At 67.0% G+C, this 18,287-nt stretch carries 15 protein-coding genes and 1 pseudogene; 3 read left to right on the plus strand and 13 right to left on the minus strand.

From position 1 onward, the window contains the following. Window positions 1-6: 6 nt before the first annotated feature. The 3 genes and pseudogenes from lnt to G6N43_RS17570 all read right to left on the minus strand — a co-directional run bounded on the left by lnt (window position 7) and on the right by G6N43_RS17570 (window position 4,518). Window positions 7-2,471, minus strand: a pseudogene (gene lnt, locus G6N43_RS17560) (apolipoprotein N-acyltransferase). Then, a complete protein-coding gene (locus G6N43_RS17565; RefSeq protein WP_083151295.1) occupies window positions 2,464-4,050 on the minus strand; it encodes an amidohydrolase in 1,587 nt (528 codons plus the stop codon). The pseudogene lnt and the gene G6N43_RS17565 overlap by 8 nt, the downstream one beginning before the upstream one ends. Further along, complete coding sequence (locus G6N43_RS17570) at window positions 4,051-4,518, minus strand: FxsA family protein (RefSeq protein WP_083151293.1); 468 nt, start codon at window positions 4,516-4,518, stop codon at window positions 4,051-4,053. It abuts the gene before it with no gap. Window positions 4,519-4,566: 48 nt separating this feature from the next. Between G6N43_RS17570 and G6N43_RS17575 the strand changes: the two genes are divergently transcribed. After that, entirely contained in the window at window positions 4,567-5,256 is a 690-nt protein-coding gene (locus G6N43_RS17575) for a dienelactone hydrolase family protein (protein ID WP_083151522.1), read from the plus strand. Window positions 5,257-5,322: 66 nt separating this feature from the next. Here G6N43_RS17575 and G6N43_RS17580 read toward each other — a convergent pair whose 3' ends face one another. The 9 genes from G6N43_RS17580 to G6N43_RS17620 all read right to left on the minus strand — a co-directional run bounded on the left by G6N43_RS17580 (window position 5,323) and on the right by G6N43_RS17620 (window position 15,594). Beyond that, window positions 5,323-5,706, minus strand: coding sequence for a PPOX class F420-dependent oxidoreductase (locus tag G6N43_RS17580; protein WP_083151291.1), 384 nt, complete (start codon window positions 5,704-5,706; stop codon window positions 5,323-5,325). Between the two features lie 68 nt (window positions 5,707-5,774). Then, a complete protein-coding gene (locus G6N43_RS17585) occupies window positions 5,775-6,158 on the minus strand; it encodes a PPOX class F420-dependent oxidoreductase (RefSeq protein ID WP_083151289.1) in 384 nt (127 codons plus the stop codon). Beyond that, complete coding sequence (locus G6N43_RS17590; RefSeq protein ID WP_083151286.1) at window positions 6,158-6,538, minus strand: PPOX class F420-dependent oxidoreductase; 381 nt, start codon at window positions 6,536-6,538, stop codon at window positions 6,158-6,160. The genes G6N43_RS17585 and G6N43_RS17590 overlap by 1 nt, the downstream gene beginning before the upstream one ends. A gap of 104 nt (window positions 6,539-6,642) precedes the next feature. Then, a complete protein-coding gene (gene cobN, locus G6N43_RS17595; RefSeq protein WP_083151283.1) occupies window positions 6,643-10,227 on the minus strand; it encodes a cobaltochelatase subunit CobN in 3,585 nt (1,194 codons plus the stop codon). A gap of 281 nt (window positions 10,228-10,508) precedes the next feature. Further along, window positions 10,509-11,966: a flavin-containing monooxygenase gene (locus tag G6N43_RS17600; protein WP_083151280.1), complete on the minus strand. Its 1,458-nt coding sequence runs from the start codon at window positions 11,964-11,966 to the stop codon at window positions 10,509-10,511. A gap of 67 nt (window positions 11,967-12,033) precedes the next feature. Continuing rightward, window positions 12,034-13,020: a glycine betaine ABC transporter substrate-binding protein gene (locus G6N43_RS17605; RefSeq protein ID WP_083151277.1), complete on the minus strand. Its 987-nt coding sequence runs from the start codon at window positions 13,018-13,020 to the stop codon at window positions 12,034-12,036. After that, window positions 13,020-13,787, minus strand: a complete 768-nt coding sequence (locus tag G6N43_RS17610; protein WP_083151274.1) for an ABC transporter permease — start codon at window positions 13,785-13,787, stop codon at window positions 13,020-13,022. Before G6N43_RS17610 ends, G6N43_RS17605 begins: the two co-directional genes overlap by 1 nt. Continuing rightward, on the minus strand, window positions 13,784-14,950 hold the full coding sequence (locus tag G6N43_RS17615) for an ABC transporter ATP-binding protein (RefSeq protein WP_083151271.1): 1,167 nt from the start codon (window positions 14,948-14,950) through the stop codon (window positions 13,784-13,786). Before G6N43_RS17615 ends, G6N43_RS17610 begins: the two co-directional genes overlap by 4 nt. Then, window positions 14,947-15,594 (minus strand): ABC transporter permease, encoded by a 648-nt coding sequence (locus G6N43_RS17620; RefSeq protein WP_083151268.1) that lies wholly within the window; start codon window positions 15,592-15,594, stop codon window positions 14,947-14,949. Before G6N43_RS17620 ends, G6N43_RS17615 begins: the two co-directional genes overlap by 4 nt. 185 nt (window positions 15,595-15,779) lie before the next feature. On the opposite strand from G6N43_RS17620, the gene G6N43_RS17625 reads away from it, so the two are divergent. After that, complete coding sequence (locus G6N43_RS17625; protein ID WP_179967882.1) at window positions 15,780-16,703, plus strand: TauD/TfdA dioxygenase family protein; 924 nt, start codon at window positions 15,780-15,782, stop codon at window positions 16,701-16,703. 1 nt (window position 16,704) lies between these two features. Here the strand turns inward: G6N43_RS17625 and G6N43_RS17630 are convergent, their stop codons facing one another. Beyond that, window positions 16,705-16,962, minus strand: coding sequence for a hypothetical protein (locus G6N43_RS17630; protein ID WP_083151262.1), 258 nt, complete (start codon window positions 16,960-16,962; stop codon window positions 16,705-16,707). A gap of 204 nt (window positions 16,963-17,166) precedes the next feature. On the opposite strand from G6N43_RS17630, the gene cobG reads away from it, so the two are divergent. Further along, a complete protein-coding gene (gene cobG / locus G6N43_RS17635) occupies window positions 17,167-18,282 on the plus strand; it encodes a precorrin-3B synthase (RefSeq protein ID WP_083151259.1) in 1,116 nt (371 codons plus the stop codon). Window positions 18,283-18,287 lie beyond the last annotated feature (5 nt).

The raw sequence follows: 18,287 nt of genomic DNA on the forward strand, positions 1-18,287 counted from the left end.
CCGCTGTTAGCGGGTCACTCCCACGCCGCGGGCGCGATCCAGGCGCCCGCGCAGACCCCACTCTGCGACCTTGAACAGGGCTTCGCGGATATTGGATCCGCTCATCTTGGATTGACCGAACTCGCGTTCGGTGAAGGTGATCGGTACCTCGACGACGACGAAACCGGCGTTGATCGTGCGCCAGGTCAGGTCGATCTGGAAGCAGTAGCCCTTCGAGTCGACGGCCGACAGGTCGATCTTCTCCAGCACCTCGCGCCGATAGGCCCGGTATCCCGCGGTGATGTCGTGGATGTCGACGCCGAGCAGGACGCGTGAATAGCCGTTGGCGGTCCGGGACAGCAGCATGCGACGCCGCGGCCAGTTGCGGACCTCGCCGCCCTTGACGTAGCGCGAGCCGATCACCAGGTCGGCGCCGCCGTCGATGGCGTCGAGCAGGCGGTGCAGCTGTTCGGGCGGATGGCTGCCGTCGGCGTCCATCTCGACCAGGACCGAGTAGCCGCGCCCAAGGCCCCACTCGAAGCCGGCCAGGTATGCCGCGCCGAGACCGCCCTTGCCGGCGCGGTGCATGACGTGCAGCCGATCGGGGTCGGCAAGCGCAAGCTCGTTGGCCAGCTCGCCGGTGCCGTCGGGACTGCCGTCGTCGACGATCAGGATGTGCACGTCGGGACACGCTTCGGTGACGCGTCCAACGATCAGCGGCAGGTTCTCCCGCTCGTTGTAGGTGGGGATGATGACCAGCGTGCGCTGGCTTGGGCGTTCCCCCGGGCCCGGGCCCGTCGTCATTTCGCTCCTCTGTTTTTCGTCGCCGTTCCTAGCCGGCGCACGAAACTCCCATTGTGCAGCATCGCCGCGAACACAGCCCCAACGCCGAGGGCCACCAGTAGGCCCTCGACCACCGGAGCCCAGCGTGTCGCGGCTGTGAGCTGGGTCTTCAGCCGCACCTGGGTGTCCAGATAGGCCGGTTCGAAGAACGCGGTGCGGGCAAGCTCACGTCCATCGGGGGCGACGACCGCGCTGATGCCGGTGGTTCCCGCTACGACGACGTATCTGTCGTGTTCGACGGCGCGCAGTCGGGCGAAGGCGAGCTGCTGCTCGCTCATCGGCTCGTTGAACGTCGCGTTGTTGGTCGGGACGGTCAGCAGCTGCGCACCGGCGCGCACGGCCTCGCGGGGAGCACGGTCGAAGATCACCTCCCAGCAGGTGGTGACACCCACGGGCACGCCTGCGGCATTCACGACGCCGTTTCCGCTGCCGGGGACGAAATAGCCGGCGCGGTCGGCGTACGACGACAGGTGGCTGAAGAAGCTGCGCCATGGCAGGTACTCGCCGAACGGCTGGATGATCTGCTTGTCATGGCGGTCGGCCGGGCCGGTCTCCGGGTCCCACACGATCACCGAGTTGTTCGAGAGCGGGTTGTCGGGTGTGGCGCCCGGTGCCTCGACCACCGCTCCGACCAGGATCGGGGCGTCGATAGCCGCCGCCGCGGCCGAGATCTCGGCCTTCGCGTCGGGGTTGGCCAGTGGGTCGATGTCCGCCGAGTTCTCCGGCCAGACGACGAACATCGGCTGCGGTGCCCGCCCCGCGCGAACATCCGCGGCCAGCCGCATCGTCTCGCGGACATGGTTGTCGAGCACGGCGCGGCGCTGAGCGTTGAACTCCAGGCCGAGTCTGGGCACGTTGCCCTGCACGACGGCCACCGTGATCGCCTGTTCGTCGTTCACGCCCAGCCCGGAGTGCCGGACCTGAGGCCACGTGAGTGCGGTGAGCAACAGCACGGCGGTGATGCAGGCCCCCGGAACCACCACCGCGGGCGGTCCCGACGGCCGGGTGTCGGACTGCCACCACTTCACGATCTCGAGAGTGATTGCGGCCAAACTGAATCCGACCACCACGACGGCGAACGCCAGCAACGGCGCGCCGCCCACCTGCGCCATCGACAGCAGCGGCCCGTTGGTCTGGCTGAACGCCACACCGCCCCAGGGGAATCCGCCGAACGGCACCGTCGACTTCAGCCACTCCTGGCCCGCCCACAGCCCGGCGAACCACAACGGCCATCCGGGTAACCGGCGGACCGTGACCGCGAGCGCGCCGAACAACGCGACGAACAACGCCTCCAGCGCCGACAGAGCGATCCACGGCACCGCGCCGACGAGTCCACTGATCCAGGGCAGCAGCGGCAGGTAGAACGCCAGCCCGAAAAGGAATCCGTACCCGAATCCGCCTGCGACAGTGGTGGATTCGCGGGTAAGCACCCAGGCGAGTAGTGCGAACGCGATGAACGCGAGGTACCACCATCCGAACGGCGGGAAGCTCAGGCACAGCCCGAGACCCGCGACGATCGCGACGCTCAACTGCGGTAGCCGGTCGACCACCGCCCGGCCGAACCGCTTTGCGCGCGACGGCGCGGCGGGCGCTACCGGCGGCTCTTCGGTGTCTGTGTCGTTGGCCTCGGCGGCTTCGTTGTCAGCCATAAATCGCGACACCTCGGTGCACCGTCTGGCGGCAGCGTGGCAATTCGTCGTCGAGTCGAGGAAGCGCGGGCACCCGGGAGCGCGCATCGGTAGACCAGCGCTGCACAGCGTCGGCTGGGGCACTGACCTCGAACTCGTCGGCCTCCCACACGGCGTAGCTCGCCGGGGCGCCGGTAACCAGGGTGCCGGTGACGCCGTCGCGTACGCCGGCCGCCCGCCAGGCGCCGCGGGTGGCCGCCGCGAACGCGGCGCGCGCGGACAGTGCGCTGCCCGGAGTCTGGTGCTGTGTCGCTGCCTTTACCATGGCCCAGGGATTCATGCTGGTGACGGGGCTGTCCGAGCCGAACGCGAGTGGCACGCCTTGGGATGCTAGCAGCGCAAACGGGTTCAACGAGCCGGCCCGTTCGGGCCCGAGGCGCTGGGCGTACATCCCCTCGGTTCCGCCCCACAGCGCGTCGAAACTGGGCTGCATGCTGGCGAGCACACCCCAGGCGCCGAGGTTGTGCGCCTGCTCTTCGGTCACCATTTCGAGGTGCTCGAGACGGTGTCCGCAACGGGCCACGGCCGGGGCGCCGAACTCCTCGACGACGCGCCCCAACGCGTCGACCACGGCGCTGACCGCCGCGTCGCCGATCACGTGGAACCCCGCGGTGATCTGCGCCTCGGTGCATGCCCGCAGATGCGCCGCGATCGCGTCGGCATCGAGATACGTGTTGCCGCAGCAGTCCGGCGCGTCGGCGTAGGGCCGGTGCAGCCAGGCGGTGCGTGACCCGAGCGCGCCGTCGACGAACAGGTCACCGGCCAACCCGCGGGCGCCGGTGCGCGCGACCAACTCTCGCGCCTGGTCGGCGGTGTTCACCGGTTCACCCCAGTAGCCGACGACCTCGACGCCGTGTCCGACGGCCTGCACCTCGTTCCAGTCGGCCAGTCCGCCGATCTCGGGTCCGGCGCATTCGTGCACTGCGACGATGCCGAGGGCGGCGGCGGCGTCGAGCGCGGCCACCTGGGCTTGTCGGCGCTGTTGAGCTGTCAGGCCGTCGCGGGCCGCCGCGCGCACGAGGTGGTGGGCGTCGCTGGTCAACGGCTGCTCAGCCGAGAAACCGTGTGCATCGGCCAGGCCGGGTGCGAGCCGGCGCAGCGCGGTCGATGCGGCCGCCGAGTGGACATCGACTCGGGCCAGGTAGACGGGTCGTTCGCCGGCGACGCCGTCGAGATCGGCGGTGGTCGGCGCGGTTCGTTCCGGCCAGCCCGATTCGTCCCAGCCGTGGCCCCACACCGTGCCGTCGGGATTGGCCGCGACGAAGTCGGCGAGAAGTTGCAGGCAGTGCCGCAGCGAGGTGGCGGGCCGCAGGTCCAGGCCGGCCACCGTCAGCCCGGTCGCGGTGAGGTGGATGTGGCTGTCGACGAACGCCGGGGCGACGAAGGCGCCCTCGAGGTCGACGATCTGCGCGTCAGGGAACTGCACTCGACCGACGTCATCGCTGCCCAGCCATGCGACGGCACCGTCGCGCACGGCCATAGCGGACGCGTCGGGCATCGCCGGGCTGTGTACCCGGCCGTTCAACAGGAGGATGGTCACTTAGTCGGGTTTGCGCTCCACGGCAGGAGGCTCGACGTCCGTTACGTCGATGACCTCGCCGTCAATGTAGTCACCACGCGCGGCGCTGTAACCGACAGGACCCGCGACCGTGATAAGCGCCATGCGGCGCGCGGCCATGGCCTTCACCAGCGGACGGCCCACCGCACGGGTCGGCGGCAGCAGGAGCAGGGCGCCGAGGACCGAGCTGGCCAGCCCCGGGATGACGACCAGTACCGTGCCCAGCGCAACGAGCACGCTGTCGGCCGCCGCACCCTGCACCGACTCCATGTCAACGCCCGAGCGCAGGCGCCGGATATGCCGCTTGACCTGCGAGCCGGCCAAGGCGATGCCGAGCATGAAGGTGCCGAGCAGCAGCAATACGGTCCAGCTGAAGCCGATCGCCGAGGCCAGCGCCACGATGACCGCGAGCTCGATGACCGTATAGAGGAGGAACAGCCGCATCGCCATGTAATGCAGAACGAGCGAAGCCGCCGATGGGTTCCGTACATTGACGACGTGCCCACTATCGAGATCGAAACCCCGGACGGCCGAATCGACGCACTGCTGGATCTGCCCGAAGGTCAGGGGCCGTGGCCGGGAGTCGTGGTGGTGCACGACGCCATCGGATACGGCCCCGACAACGCGGCCACGTCGGCGCGGATCGCCGCGGCGGGGTACATCGCGATCACTCCGAATATGTATGCCCGCGGGGGTCGCGCCCGCTGCATCAGCAGAGTCTTTCGGGATTTGCTCACCCAACGCGGTCGCGCGCTCGATGACATCCTCGCGGCGCGCGATCATGTGCTGGCCATGCCGGAGTGCACCGGCTCGGTCGGCATCGTCGGATTCTGCATGGGCGGTCAATTCGCTCTTGTCATGTCGCCCAAGGGGTTTGGTGCGTCGGCATCGTTCTACGGCACTCCCCTGCCCCGGCATCTGAGCGAGACGCTGGACGGCGCCTGCCCGATCGTGGCCAGCTTCGGTCGCCGTGATCCGATCGGCGTGGGTGCGCCTGCGAAGCTGCGCAAGGTCGTCGTGGAGAAAGGCATACCGGCCGATATCAAGGTCTACCCGGATGTCGGCCACAGCTTCGCCAACAAGCTGCCTGGTCAGGCCTTCCTGCGCATCACCGGTTTCGGATATGACGATGCGGCGACCGAGGACGCCTACGCGCGAGTCTTCGCGTTCTTCGATAAACATTTGTGAAGGGAAGCAGACTCGGTGTAACGATCGATGGGCTTGGCGCGCAGCGAATCTGATCCTCGCCGCGAATCAGGCCGGGCTGACCTCGACTGCGCTGTGCACCTTGTCGATGCCCCCGCGGATGAGGGCCTGCGGGATCCACCACCACGCGTGCCACCAGTACTTCCTGGTGACCATGTCGAAGACGCGGCGGTTCTCGGACTTCGGCAGGTTTCGGGCCAGCGCCTCGACCGGCTCGCCCTTCGGCTTTCCCAGTGCGGTGGACCGCTGAATGGTCACGCGCGGTGTGTTGTTGATGCGCTTGGTCTTCCACGACCCGTCGTCGGTGGAGATCAGCAGCTTGCCGCTGTGCAGCACACCCCATACGGTCGTCGGTTTCGGTCTGCCGTCCTTGGTGAACGTCGTCAGCAGTAGGTACTTGGAGCGCGCCACGTCTTCGAAGGTGTCTGCCATGGATCCAGTTCTCTCGATGCACAAATGATTGAGCGTGAGATACCCGTCGCAGAGACCGCAAAAACCGGTTAGGCAGGTTTCAGCTCGAGGCCGACGCTCTTCTTGTCCAGGCCGCGGACCTTCATGTAAAGGATGAACAGCCGGCCGAGCAGGCCGTAGCGCCTTTTCACAGCGTCTATCACCGCGGGCGCCTCGGACTTGTCGAGTACCCGTGCGGTCGCCTCGATGCTCTCGCTCTTCGGGTTGCCGCGGACATCGCAGATGGCCAGGGTGACCCGTGGAGTATTGCGGATGCGTTTGACCTTCCACGAGTCTTCCTCGGTCATGACCAGCAGGCGATCGCCGTCGGGCGCCGCCCAGATCGCCGTCGGCTTGGGCTTACCGTCCTTGGTGAACGTGGTCAGCAGGATGTAACGGGCGGCGGCGATCTCCGCGAACGTCGGCGCAGCCATCAAGAGGCCTTGATTTCGATGGTGACGTTGTTCTTCATGCCACCGCGCAGCCTCGAGAAGAACCCGAACGTCTTGCCCATCAGGCCGTAGCGCTTGGCGATCACGTCGTAGGTCCTGCCGTTGGCCGACTTGTCCAGGATCGTCGCCACCGCCTCGATCGCCTCACTCTTCGGGTTGCCGCTGCGGTCGCACTCCGCGATGGTCACCCGTGGAGTGTTGCGGATGCGCTTGACCTTCCACGACTTCTCCTGGGTGATGACGAGCAGCCGGTCGCCGTCCGGTGGGGCCCACACTGCGGTGGGCTTGGGTCGGCCGTCCTTGGTGAAGGTGGTCAGCAGGATGTATTCCGACTTCGCGAGGTCGGCAAAGGTCGTGGGCATACGCCAAACCTAGCCGCTGGAATCGACTATGCGCTCAGGGCTGAATTCTGGGCGGAATCACCGCGCTGCTCGCAGAGTCAACGCTGGCTGAGATGCCAGACGGCTCAGCCCTCCAGCTGGCCTTCGGTCTCCAGCAGCACCTGGCGCAGACCGTCGAGGGTGGCCTGTTCGGGTTTTGCCCACATACCGCGGCCCGCGGCCTCCAACAGGCGTTCGGACATGCCGTGCAGGGCCCACGGGTTCGACTCGGCCATGAACTTGCGGTTCTCGTCGTCGAGGACGTATTCGGCGGACAGCCGCTCGTACATCCAGTCGGCCATGACGCCTGCCGTGGCGTCGTACCCGAACAGGTAGTCGACGGTCGCGGCCATCTCGAAGGCGCCCTTGTAGCCGTGGCGGCGCATCGCGTTGATCCAGCGCGGGTTGACCACCCTGGCGCGGAACACCCGGGCGGTCTCCTCCGAGAGTGTGCGGGTGCGCACGGCGTCGGGCCTGGTGTTGTCGCCGATGTAGGCGGCCGGCGCCTTGCCGGTCAACGCCCGCACGGTCGCGATCATGCCGCCGTGGTACTGGAAATAGTCATCGGAGTCGGCGATGTCATGTTCGCGGGTATCGGTGTTCTTGGCCGCGACGGCGATGCGCCGGTAGTTCTGGTTCATGTCGTCGGCCGCGGGGCGGCCGTCGAGTCCGCGGCCGTAAGCGAAACCGCCCCATGCGGTGTACACCTCGGCGAGGTCGGCGTCGTCGCGCCAGTTGCGGCTGTCGATCAGTTGCAGCAGGCCCGCGCCGTACGTTCCAGGTTTGGAGCCGAATATCCTTGTCGTGGCGCGTCTTTGATCACCGTGGTCGGCCAGGTCGGCCTGGGCGTGCGCGCGGACGAAGTTGTCCTCGGCCGGCTCGTCGAGGCCGGCGACCAGTTGCACCGCGTCGTCGAGCATCGTCACCACATGCGGGAACGCGTCGCGGAAGAAGCCCGAGATGCGCACGGTGACGTCGATACGCGGGCGGCCCAGTTCGGCGAGCGGGATGGGTTCCAGATCCACCACCCGCCGCGACGCGTCGTCCCACACCGGTCGGACGCCGAGCAGCGCAAGCACTTCGGCGATGTCGTCACCCGCGGTGCGCATGGCCGACGTACCCCACACGGACAGACCGACCGACCTCGGCCATTCGCCGTAATCCTCGCGGTAGCGCGCCAGCAGCGAATCCGCCATCGCGACACCGGTTTCCCACGCGAGCCGCGACGGGACCGCCTTCGGGTCCACGGAGTAGAAGTTGCGTCCGGTGGGCAGCACGTTGACAAGGCCGCGCAGCGGTGAACCCGACGGGCCCGCCGCGATGAAGCCGCCGTTGAGCGCCCGCAGGATCTGGGGTATCTCGTCCGTGGTGCCCGCCAGGCGTGGCACCACCTCGGTGGCCGCGAACCGCAGAATCGCGGCCACGTCGGGGTTGTCGGTGATGGTGTCGACGGCGTCGGGATGCCATCCGGAGTCCGCAAGCGCGACAACGAGTTCACGGGCCTGCGCCTCCGCGGTGTCCACCGCGGCACGCTCGTCGTGGCCGTCCTCCGCGAGCCCGAGCGCCTGGCGGAGGCCGGGAACGCTCTGGTCGCCGCCGAACAGCTGCCGGGCGCGCAGGATTGCCAGCACCAGATCGATTTCCGCTTCCCCCATGGGCTTTTCGCCCAGGACGTGCAGACCGTCGCGGATCTGGACATCCTTGATCTCGCACAGCCACCCGTCGACATGCAGCAGCATGTCGTCGAACGAGTCCTCGTCGGGCCGATCCTCGAGCCCGAGGTCGTGGTCCATCTTCGCCGCCCGCATCAGCGTCCAGATCTGCTGACGGATCGCGGGCAACTTGCCCGGGTCGAGCGCGGCGATGTTGGCGTGCTCGTCGAGCAGCTGCTCCAGACGCGCGATGTCACCGTAGGTTTCGGCCCGCGCCATCGGCGGGATGAGATGGTCGACGAGGGTGGCGTGGGCCCGGCGCTTGGCCTGGGTGCCCTCCCCCGGATCGTTGACCAGGAACGGGTAGATCAGCGGCAGATCACCCAGCGCGGCGTCGGTGCCGCAGGCCGCCGACATGCCGAGGGTCTTGCCCGGCAGCCACTCCAGGTTGCCGTGCTTGCCGAGGTGCACGACGGCGTCCGCGCCGAAGACGGTGTCGATCCATCGATAGGCGGCCAGATAGTGATGGCTGGGCGGCAGATCGGGGTCGTGGTAGATCGCGACCGGGTTCTCCCCGAATCCGCGCGGCGGCTGAACCATCAAAACGACGTTGCCCGCCTGCATCGCGGCGATGACGATCTCGCCGTCGGGGTCGCGGCTGCGGTCGACGAACAAGTCGCCGGGCGGCGGGCCCCAGTGCTCGACCATCGCGTCCCGCAGCTCTGCGGGCAGCGTGGCGAACCAGTCGCGATACTCCTTGGCGGACACCCGGATCGGATTGCCCGCGAGCTGACCGTCGGTCAGCCAATCGGCGTCCTGGCCGCCGCGTTCGATCAGCGCGTGGATCAACGCGTCACCGTCGCCCGCATCGAGCCCGGGCACGTCGTCGATGCGGTAACCGTGTTCGCGCATCGCGCGCAGCAACGCGACCGCACTGGCGGGCGTGTCGAGGCCGACGGCGTTGCCGATGCGGGCGTGCTTGGTGGGATACGCGGAGAACACCAGCGCCACCCGCTTCTCCGGCGGAGCGATCGCCCGCAACCGCGCATACCGCACCGCGAGGCCTGCGACACGTGCGCAGCGCTCGCGGTCGGCGACGTAGGAGATCAGCCCCTCGTCGTCAATCTCCTTGAACGAGAACGGGACTGTGATGATGCGTCCGTCGAACTCGGGAACGGCGACCTGGGTTGCGACGTCCAGCGGCGAGAGCCCGTCGTCGTTGTCGCACCACTGCGACCGCGAACTGGTCAGACATAGACCCTGCAGGATCGGGACGTCGAGGGCGGCGAGATGCGCCACATTCCAGCTGTCGTCGCTGCCGCCCGCCGAGACGGTGGCCGGGGTGGATCCGCCCGCGGCAAGCACGGTGGTCACCAGCGCGTCGGCCGTGCCGAGCAACTGCAGCAGTCCGGGGTCGGCGGTGCGCAGCGACGCGCAGAACACTGGCAACGGTTTGCCGCCGGCTTCCTCGATCGCTTGGCACAACGCCTCGACGTAGGCGGTGTTGCCCGCCAGGTGCTGCGCGCGGTAGTAGAGCACCGCGATGGTCGGTCCCCCGTTGTCGATCAAGGGGCGTTCGAGGACTCCCCAGTTCGGGGTGGTGGCCGGCGGCGCGAAGCCGAATCCGGTCATCAGCAGCGTGTCGGAAAGGAACGCGTGCAGCTGGCGCAGGTTCTCGACCCCGCCCTGGGCCAGATAGACGTGGGACTGCAGTGCGACACCGGCGGGCGTCGTCGAGTGGCCCATCAGCTCGGCATCGGGGGCCTGTTCGCCGCTGACCACCACGGTCGGTACGTCACTTGCCTCCAGCGAGTCGATACCGTCCTGCCAGGCGCGGTAACCGCCGAGGATTCGAGCAATGGCGATGTCGGCGGCACCGACGAGTTCGTCGAGCTCGCCGTCAACCAGCCGAGCGGGATTGGCCCACCGATAGTTTGCGCCGCTGGCGCGGGCAGTGATCAGGTCGGTGTCGGACGTCGACAACAACAAGACCGTCGGCGCGTGGGTCGGCTGGGACACCCACCATTACTACCCCACGCCTTTGCGAGGGTGTCGGGCAGTTCGGGCCTAGTGGCGGTTCCAGCGGCTGTAGGTGCTCTGCGGGTACGGCAGGCCGAGGAGGCCGATGAGTACGACCAGCAGAGCGCCGAAAACGATGAGTTCGAACATCGTCGTTCGTCCTTCCTGACAAGGCTTACTACACACGCGTGCAGTATCAGGAACGTACTGTTCAAGCCGCCAAAAGTGGATGTTCTGTGTGGCACGGATCACTAGAACCTCTAGTGTGCCCGGCGTCACAGTCAGGCGGTGCGCACGTCGAAATGCGAGACGTCCGGAGCGGCCAGCAGCTCGCGGTGACGGATCGGCCGCCACGGGAAGAGCTCCGGCAGGCCGTCCTTCCCCAGATACCAGCTCTTGCATCCACTGACCCAAATCGTCTGCGGCATCGCGGATCTCATCTGCTCGTTGTATTCCTTGGTCGCCACCTCGGTGGGGGCGGCCGCAAGGATCTCGCCGTTGCGCATCCTGTTGATCCACCACAGCGCGTAATCGGCCTGGTTCTCGGCGATGAGGACCAGCGACTGATTGCCGATCGGCGAGTGCGGTCCCATCATCATGAACAGGTTCGGGAAGCCCGGCACCGCGATCGAGCGGTAGGCGTGCGGGCCGTCCTCCCAGACTTCGTCGAGAGTGACGCCGTCCTCGTTGAGGATCGCCATCGGGCGCACGTACGCGCGTGCGTCGAAGCCCGTCGCCAACACGAGTAGATCGAGTTCGTGGAGCACGCCGTCGGCGGTCACGACGCCGCGGGGTTCAACGTGGTCGATCGGCTCGGTGACGAGGTGTACGCCTGGTTGCTGGATCGATCGGTAGTAGTGGCCGGCCAGGATGATCCGTTTGCACATCGCGTGATAGTTGGGGGTGAGTTTGCGGCGCAGCTCTTTGTCGTGCACCCCCAACCGCAGGTTGAGCCGACACGCCAGCGCCATCACCGACCGGTTCAAGCCCGGCTCGACTGCCGCACGGCCCAGGGTGTTCTCGATATAGGCCTGCCAGAAGCGGTATGCCAGCGTGTTGAGGGCGGGCCACCGCTCGAGCGCCGCCCTGGTGATCCGCTTGTACCGGATGTTGGGCGACGGGTACACCCACTGCGCAGTGCGCTGGAAGATCGTCAGCCCCCGGACCTTGCCGCCGAGTTCAGCGGTGATCTGCACACCGCTGGAACCCGTGCCGATCAATCCGATCCGCTTGTCGTGCAACGAGACCGAATGATCCCAGCGCGCTGAGTGGAACATCGGCCCCGCGAATGTGTCGAGCCCCTCGATGTCCGGATAGCGAGGTACGCGCAGCACCCCGGTCGCGGTGACCAGCACATCGAAGGCTTCCTCGCCGTCTGCGGTGGTGAGCCACCATCGGCCGTCCTGGAATCGCGCCGAGGTGACTTCGGTGCCGAACCTGATGTGCGGGGTGAGGCCGCGTTCGTTGGCGACTTGCCGGAAGTACCGATGGATCTCCGGACCAGGCGCCATGAATCGCGACCAGGTGGGGTTCGGTCGGAATGAGTACGAGTAGAAGCGCGAGGGAACGTCGCAACTCAGCCCCGGATAGGTGTTGTCGCGCCAGGTCCCTCCGACGTCGTCGGCGGCCTCGTAGACGACGAAATCGTCAATGCCTGCGTCCTGCAGCTTGATCGCCATACAGATGCCGGACATGCCCGCACCGATGATCGCGACCCGCACGGTTCGTTGTGTCGACATGGTTTCGCGCCTCCCGATGCTCGGGACGGTACGCCGGGCAAGCGCAGATGTTGACGAATTCGGGGGGTTAATCGGCGGTCACGTCTGCGGTGATGAAGCCCTCGGCCACCATCCAGTCGCGCGCGACGACGGCGGGGTCGCGGCCCTCGACGTCGACCTGTTTGTTCATCTCGATGATCGCCTCGTTGGTCAGCGCGGCGGTCACCGGAGCCGTCACCTCGGCGATCTCCGGATGCGCGTCGAAGAAGTCGCGCTTCATGGTCACCGACGGGTTGTAGTGGGCGAAGAACTGCTTGTCATCGGTGAGCACCACGAGATCGAGCGCCGCGATGCGTCCGTCGGTGGTGAACACCTCGCCGAAGTCGCACTGATCGCCGTCGGCCGTCGCCTGATAGATGATGCCCACCTGCAGGACCGGTGCCTGCGCCCGCGCCGGATCGAATCCGTAAGCCGCGGCCATGCCGGGGTAACCGTCCTGGCGCGCGCGGAACTCGGTGTCCACACAGGTTTTCGCCGCCGCCGGGTTCGTCTTGACGAGGTCGGCGTACTGCGACAGCGTCCGGACACCGGTGCGTTCGACCACCCTCTTGCTGGCCGCCAGCGCGTACGTGTCGTCCATGGGTCCCGGCGGCAACCACACCATCTCGTTGCGCTCGAGGTCCTCGTCGCGCACCGCCTCGTACTGTTCGCGGCTGTCCGGTATCGGCTTCTCGTGTCCGAGATAGTTGATCCACGCGTTGCCGGTGAACTCGTATGCCACGTCGACCTGGCCCCGCAGCTGCGCCTCCCTGGTGCTGCGGGAGCCGACGATGCCGGTCAGGTCACGGACGTCGGCACCGGCTGCGGCCAGGGTGTATTCCAGGATGTAGCCCATGATGACCTGCTCGGTGTACTCCTTGGAGCCCACCGTGATCTTCACGCCCTCGAGCGCGGCGTCGGGCTTGATGGAGCCGGGCGCCACCATGAGGGGCACCGTGCCGCCGGAGCCCAGCCCGCAGGCCGACACCGTCAGTGCACATATCGCGGCGACGACCGCTGCCAGCGCGGCCCGCATCAGCGCAGCCCCCTGGGATTGAGGAAGAACTCGGCCAACCCGCCGAACCAGTCGACCAGCAATGCCAGGCACACCGCGAGGACACTGCCCAGAATCAGCGTGACGTTGTCCTGCAGCTTGTAGCCGGTGTCGATGAGGATACCGAGGCCTCCTGCGTTGACGAGGAACGACAAGGTGGCCGTCCCGACAGCGATCACCAGCGATGTGCGCAGGCCGCCGAGTATGTACGGAATCGCCAGTGGCAGTTCGACTCTGAGTAACAGACTGCTGCGCGACATACCTTGACCGCGGCCGGCATCCATCAGCGATCGGTCCACCTGGTCGAGGCCGAGGATCGTACTGGCGAGCACGGGCAACAGGGAATAGAGGGCGATCGGCAGTACGCCGATCCAGAACCCCGTCTTCGCCGTCCACAGAAATAGCAGGACCAGCAGACCGATCGCAGGCGCCGCCTGACCGATGTTGGCGATCCCGATGAACAACGGCCGCAACGCCTTTGCCCCCGGCCGTGTCACCAGCACCCCGAGCGGGACGCCGACAGCAACGACGATCGCGGTGACGGCGAAGGTGATCAGCAGGTGCTGCCAGATCAACGCCGCGACGTTGCCGACGTTGATGTTCTCCTGCTGCGTCGCCGTGAGATCGCGGTCGAACGCCCAGAAGATGACCGCGGCGCCGACGACGAGGACCAGCGCAGGCTCGATCAACAGCCGAAGACGTTCCGCGGGGGTCGTCTTCGGGGCGGTGCTGTCGACTGTCGTGGTCACGACCCGTTCCCGTTCGATTTGGCTTCGTCCCGCAACCGGGTGATGGTGTCGATGAGCGTGTCCAGTGTCACGACGCCGACGTACCTGCTGCCGGGCCCGATGACGACGGCAGAGGCGTGCTGTGCTGCGAGGATCGCCTCGAGTGCGTCCTCGAGCGTCGACTGGGTGCTGACCACGTCGAGCGGTTCGTAAGCCTCGGCGAGCGTGTTGGCGTGCCGGAGATTGCGTGCGCGCACCCAGTTGACCGGCCGGTCTCGATCGTCGAGCACGACCACCCAGTCGAACTTGCTGTCGGCCAATATGTTTCGCGCATCCTCGACCGAATCGCCGCGATGCACAGCGGGATGCGCCTGCACTTCGACATCCTTGACCCGCACCAGGCTGAGTTGGCGCAGTGATGCTCCCGACCCGACGAACCCGGCGACGGTGTCGTCGGCCGGGCTGGCCAGGATCGCCTGCGGGGTGTCGTATTGGAGCACCTTGCTCTGCTGGCCCAGCACCGCGATCCGGTCGCCGAGTTTGACGGCCTCGCCGAAATCGTGGGTGACGAACACGATCGTCTTGCGCAGTTCGGATTGTAGGCCGAGCAGCTCGTCCTGCAGCGTGCTCCTGGTGATCGGATCCACTGCGCCGAACGGCTCGTCCATCAACAGCACCGGTGGATCCGCGGCCAGTGCCCGCGCGACGCCGACCCGCTGCTGCTGACCACCGGACAGCTGGCGCGGATACCGGCCCGCGTACTGGCTGGGCTCGAGCCCGACCAGATCGAGTAGTTCGTCCACGCGGTCGTCGATCCGCTTGCGGTTCCAGCGCAGCAGTCCGGGAACCAGCCCGACGTTCTGGCGAATTGTCATGTGCGGGAACAGCCCCGCCTGCTGGATCGCGTAGCCGATAGAACGCCTCAGCTCGGTCGGCTTGATCGACAACGCATCCTTGTCGTCGATGAGGATGCGTCCCGACGTCGGCTCGCTCAGCCGGTTGATCATCCGCATCATCGTCGTCTTGCCGCAGCCCGACGGCCCGACGAACACCACGATTTCGCCAGCGGGGATGTCCAGCGATATGTCGTCGACGGCGGGTTGCCTGGCACCCGGATAGACCTTCGAGACATGGTCCAAGACGATGCGGGCCCCGCTCGAGACCGGCTGGGATTGTGTTGTCACCGAATGCCTTTCGATGTGGTCAATCGCCCGATGAGCACCAGGATCGCGTCGAGCAGCAGCGCCAGGATGACGATGAGCAGGGTTCCGGTGAGTGCCATCGGGATGGCGGTCGGGCTGCCGACTCTGGCGAGGCCCGCGAAGATGAGGTTGCCAAGGCCGGGGCCTTTGACGTACGCGGCGATGGCGAGGACACCCATCGACATCTGGGTGCTGACCCGCATCGCCGACAGGATCGACGGCCACACCAGCCGCAACTCGACGCGGCCCAACGTGGAAAGCCTGCCCATGCCGAGACCCCGTGCGGCGTCGGTCAATGCCGGATCGACGGCGTTCAGCCCCACGATCGTGTTGCGGATGATGGGCAGCAGCGAATAGAGCACCAGCGCCGCGACGCTGGGCACCACGCCAAGGCCAAATACCGGGATGAGCAGACCCAGCAGGGCGAAGGCAGGCACGGTGAGGATGACGCTGGACGTCGCAGTCGCGAGGTTGGCGGCCAGCGGGTTGCGGTAGGTCAATACGCCGATCGCGACGCCGATCAGCGTGGCGATCAGCACGCTCTGCACCACCGCGCTGACGTGCTGATAGGAGTCGAACAGCAACTGCGAATGGTGGGCAGCGATGTACTCCCACAGTGCCCTCACGGCGGGTCATTACCCGTCCTCGAGCGCAGCCAAACGGAGCATCCATTCGATTTGGGGTTTCGATTTGGGGTTTCGATTCGGGGTTTCGATTCGGGGTTTCGATTCGGGGTGAGGAAAAGACTTGTTCGTACGCCGCCGAACGACCACCGTATCCCCGGTTCGTTATTCAGATGGGAGGTAGCCCGGTGGGTTCAGGGCTGCGGATTGTGAAGCTGGGCGCGAATATCGGCGCGCGCATCGACGGTATCGATCTCAGCGCCGATATCGACCCGGTGAGCGTCGCACAGATCAACGAGGCGCTGCTTGAACACAAGGTGATCTTCTTCCGTGGCCAGCACGGCCTCGATGACGACGGTCATCTCGCATTCGCGACCAAGCTGGGCACGCCGACCGGCGCGCACCCCACGGTGACCTCCCGTGGCGCGAAGCTGTTACCCATCGACTCGCGATACAACAAGGCCGACGCCTGGCACACCGACGTCACCTTCGTCGACCGGATTCCGAAAGCGTCACTGCTGCGTGCGATTTCGCTGCCGGAATACGGCGGCACCACCACGTGGGCGAATACGGAGACCGCGTACGAGCTGCTGCCGGAACCGCTTCGCGTCCTCGCCGACAGTCTGTGGGCGGTGCACACCAACGTCTATGACTACGCGTCCGATGTCGACCGGCGGCCGGATGAGCTCGCCGAAACGGAGCGCGAGTATCGCGAAGAGTTCGAGTCCGAGTACTACGAGACGGAGCATCCCGTGGTGCGGGTGCATCCGGAGACCGGTAAGCGCGTGCTGCTGCTCGGCCAGTTCGTCAAGCACTTCGTCGGTTTGAGCACGTCCGAGTCCGCGACGTTGTTCAACCTGTTCCAGCACCGGATCACCAAGCTGGAGAACACGATCCGCTGGAACTGGGAGCTCGGTGACCTCGCGATCTGGGACAACCGGGCCACCCAGCACTACGCCGTCTCCGACTACGACGACCAGTACCGGCGACTCAACCGGGTCACGCTGGCCGGCGATATCCCGGTCGACATCCACGGTCGGCGCAGTCGCGCGATCGTGGGTGATGCGTCGGCGTATTCGGAGGTGGTCAGCCCGGTGCGGCTGGCCGGCTGAGCTACAGCCGAGACATCTCGCGCGACATCAGCGCGTCTTCGAGGTAGACGTATCGCTTCGCCCGGTAACGGGGCCTGGCTGCGGTGAACAGCGCTTTGGCGATGACGCTGAAGCGGTTGGTCCGGCCGGTCGGTTTGGCCAACGCGGCCGCAGTGCCGAACAGCACCTCCTGCTCGGTGATCAGCGTCGTACCACCGGGCGCGGTCACCGGATCGGCGGCCGTCGAGGTGGTCGGGTGGACGGTCATCAGCTCGGTCATGGTTCTCTCCCACCGTGTGTGCCCGTCGACTCGGGCCCCTTCACGAGGAAAATTACGAGCACCGACGCGATCACACATGCGTAGGCGACTACCTCAGTTCCTGGTTAACCGTCGTGATCTACGCTGGTCACGCGTGTGTGCAGGAGTGCGCCGATACGTGTGCCATGCATACCCGCCCCAGCAACTCCGGCGTACCGTGAACAGGTGGCCAGGACCCGCGATCAGGACGCGTGCCCGGGTGCGCTGCAGGTGCATCCGGCCGCCGACGGGCCGCTCGCCCGGGTGCGGCTGCCGGGTGGGATGATCACCGCGCCGCAGCTCGAAACCCTGGCACTGACAGCGACACGGTGGGCGTCGCCCGCGATGGAACTGACCTCGCGCGGGAACATCCAGATCCGCGCGGTGGCAGACACCGACGCCGTCGCTGAGGCATTGGCATCCTCTGGCCTGTTGCCGTCGGAGACGCATGAGCGGGTGCGCAATATCGTGGCCTCGCCGTTGTCGGGTCGCGTCGGTTCAGAAGCCGACATCCGCGGCCTGGTGACGGAACTGGATCGGGCGATTCAGGCGCAGCCCGCGCTGGCCGGGCTTCCCGGACGGTTCCTGTTCGGCATCGACGACGGACGGGGCGACATCACCGGGTTGGCGGCCGATGCCGGTATCCAGGTCGTCGACGATGTGGCGGCCCTTCTGCTCGCCGGCCGCGACACCGGCGTGCGGCTCCCTCTGCCGGACGCGGTGCCTGCCTTGCTGACCGTGGCGGGCCGGTTCGTCGAGACTCGCGGAACATGTTGGCGGGTCAGCGAACTCGACAGCCCAGATCAGCTTCTGGCCGGTCTCGCGGTGACGGCGGGGCCCGGTGCGACGTGGGAGCCGGTCACCCGGGGCCCAATCGGATGGATCGAGCAGAACGACGGCCGTATCGCGCTCGGCGCGGCGGTGCCGCTGGGCGTGCTCAACGCCCGTGTCGCCGAGTACCTCGCGGCGATCAACGCGCCGATGGTCATCACGCCGTGGCGCTCGCTGCTCGTGTTCGACCTCACCGAGGAGGTCGCCGACGTCGCGCTGCGGGTGCTGGCGCCCATGGGCCTGGTGTTCGACGAGAACTCGCCCTGGCTGGCCGTCAGCGCGTGCACCGGAAGCCCCGGGTGTGAGCACTCCGCCGCCGACGTGCGGTCCGACGCCGCGGCCGCGATCGATGAGCCCGCCGCAGGTCATCGCCACTTCGTCGGCTGCGACCGCGCATGCGGCAGTCCCGCGACGGGTGCCGTGCTGGTCGCGACGGGAGACGGATACCGGCTGCGTGACAGCCACCCGTAGGGTGA

The organism is Mycolicibacterium moriokaense (genome assembly GCF_010726085.1).
Taxonomy (GTDB): domain Bacteria; phylum Actinomycetota; class Actinomycetes; order Mycobacteriales; family Mycobacteriaceae; genus Mycobacterium; species Mycobacterium moriokaense.

What these genes read in the sequence shown, in the direction of transcription:
- G6N43_RS17570 (WP_083151293.1), bottom strand. Translation starts at nt 4,518, where the DNA reads ATGGCGATGCGGCTGTTCCTCCTCTATACGGTCATCGAGCTCGCGGTC.
- G6N43_RS17580 (WP_083151291.1), bottom strand. Translation starts at nt 5,706, where the DNA reads ATGGCAGACACCTTCGAAGACGTGGCGCGCTCCAAGTACCTACTGCTG.
- G6N43_RS17585 (WP_083151289.1), bottom strand. Translation starts at nt 6,158, where the DNA reads ATGGCTGCGCCGACGTTCGCGGAGATCGCCGCCGCCCGTTACATCCTG.
- G6N43_RS17590 (WP_083151286.1), bottom strand. Translation starts at nt 6,538, where the DNA reads ATGCCCACGACCTTTGCCGACCTCGCGAAGTCGGAATACATCCTGCTG.
- G6N43_RS17600 (WP_083151280.1), bottom strand. Translation starts at nt 11,966, where the DNA reads ATGTCGACACAACGAACCGTGCGGGTCGCGATCATCGGTGCGGGCATG.
- G6N43_RS17605 (WP_083151277.1), bottom strand. Translation starts at nt 13,020, where the DNA reads ATGCGGGCCGCGCTGGCAGCGGTCGTCGCCGCGATATGTGCACTGACG.
- G6N43_RS17630 (WP_083151262.1), bottom strand. Translation starts at nt 16,962, where the DNA reads ATGACCGAGCTGATGACCGTCCACCCGACCACCTCGACGGCCGCCGAT.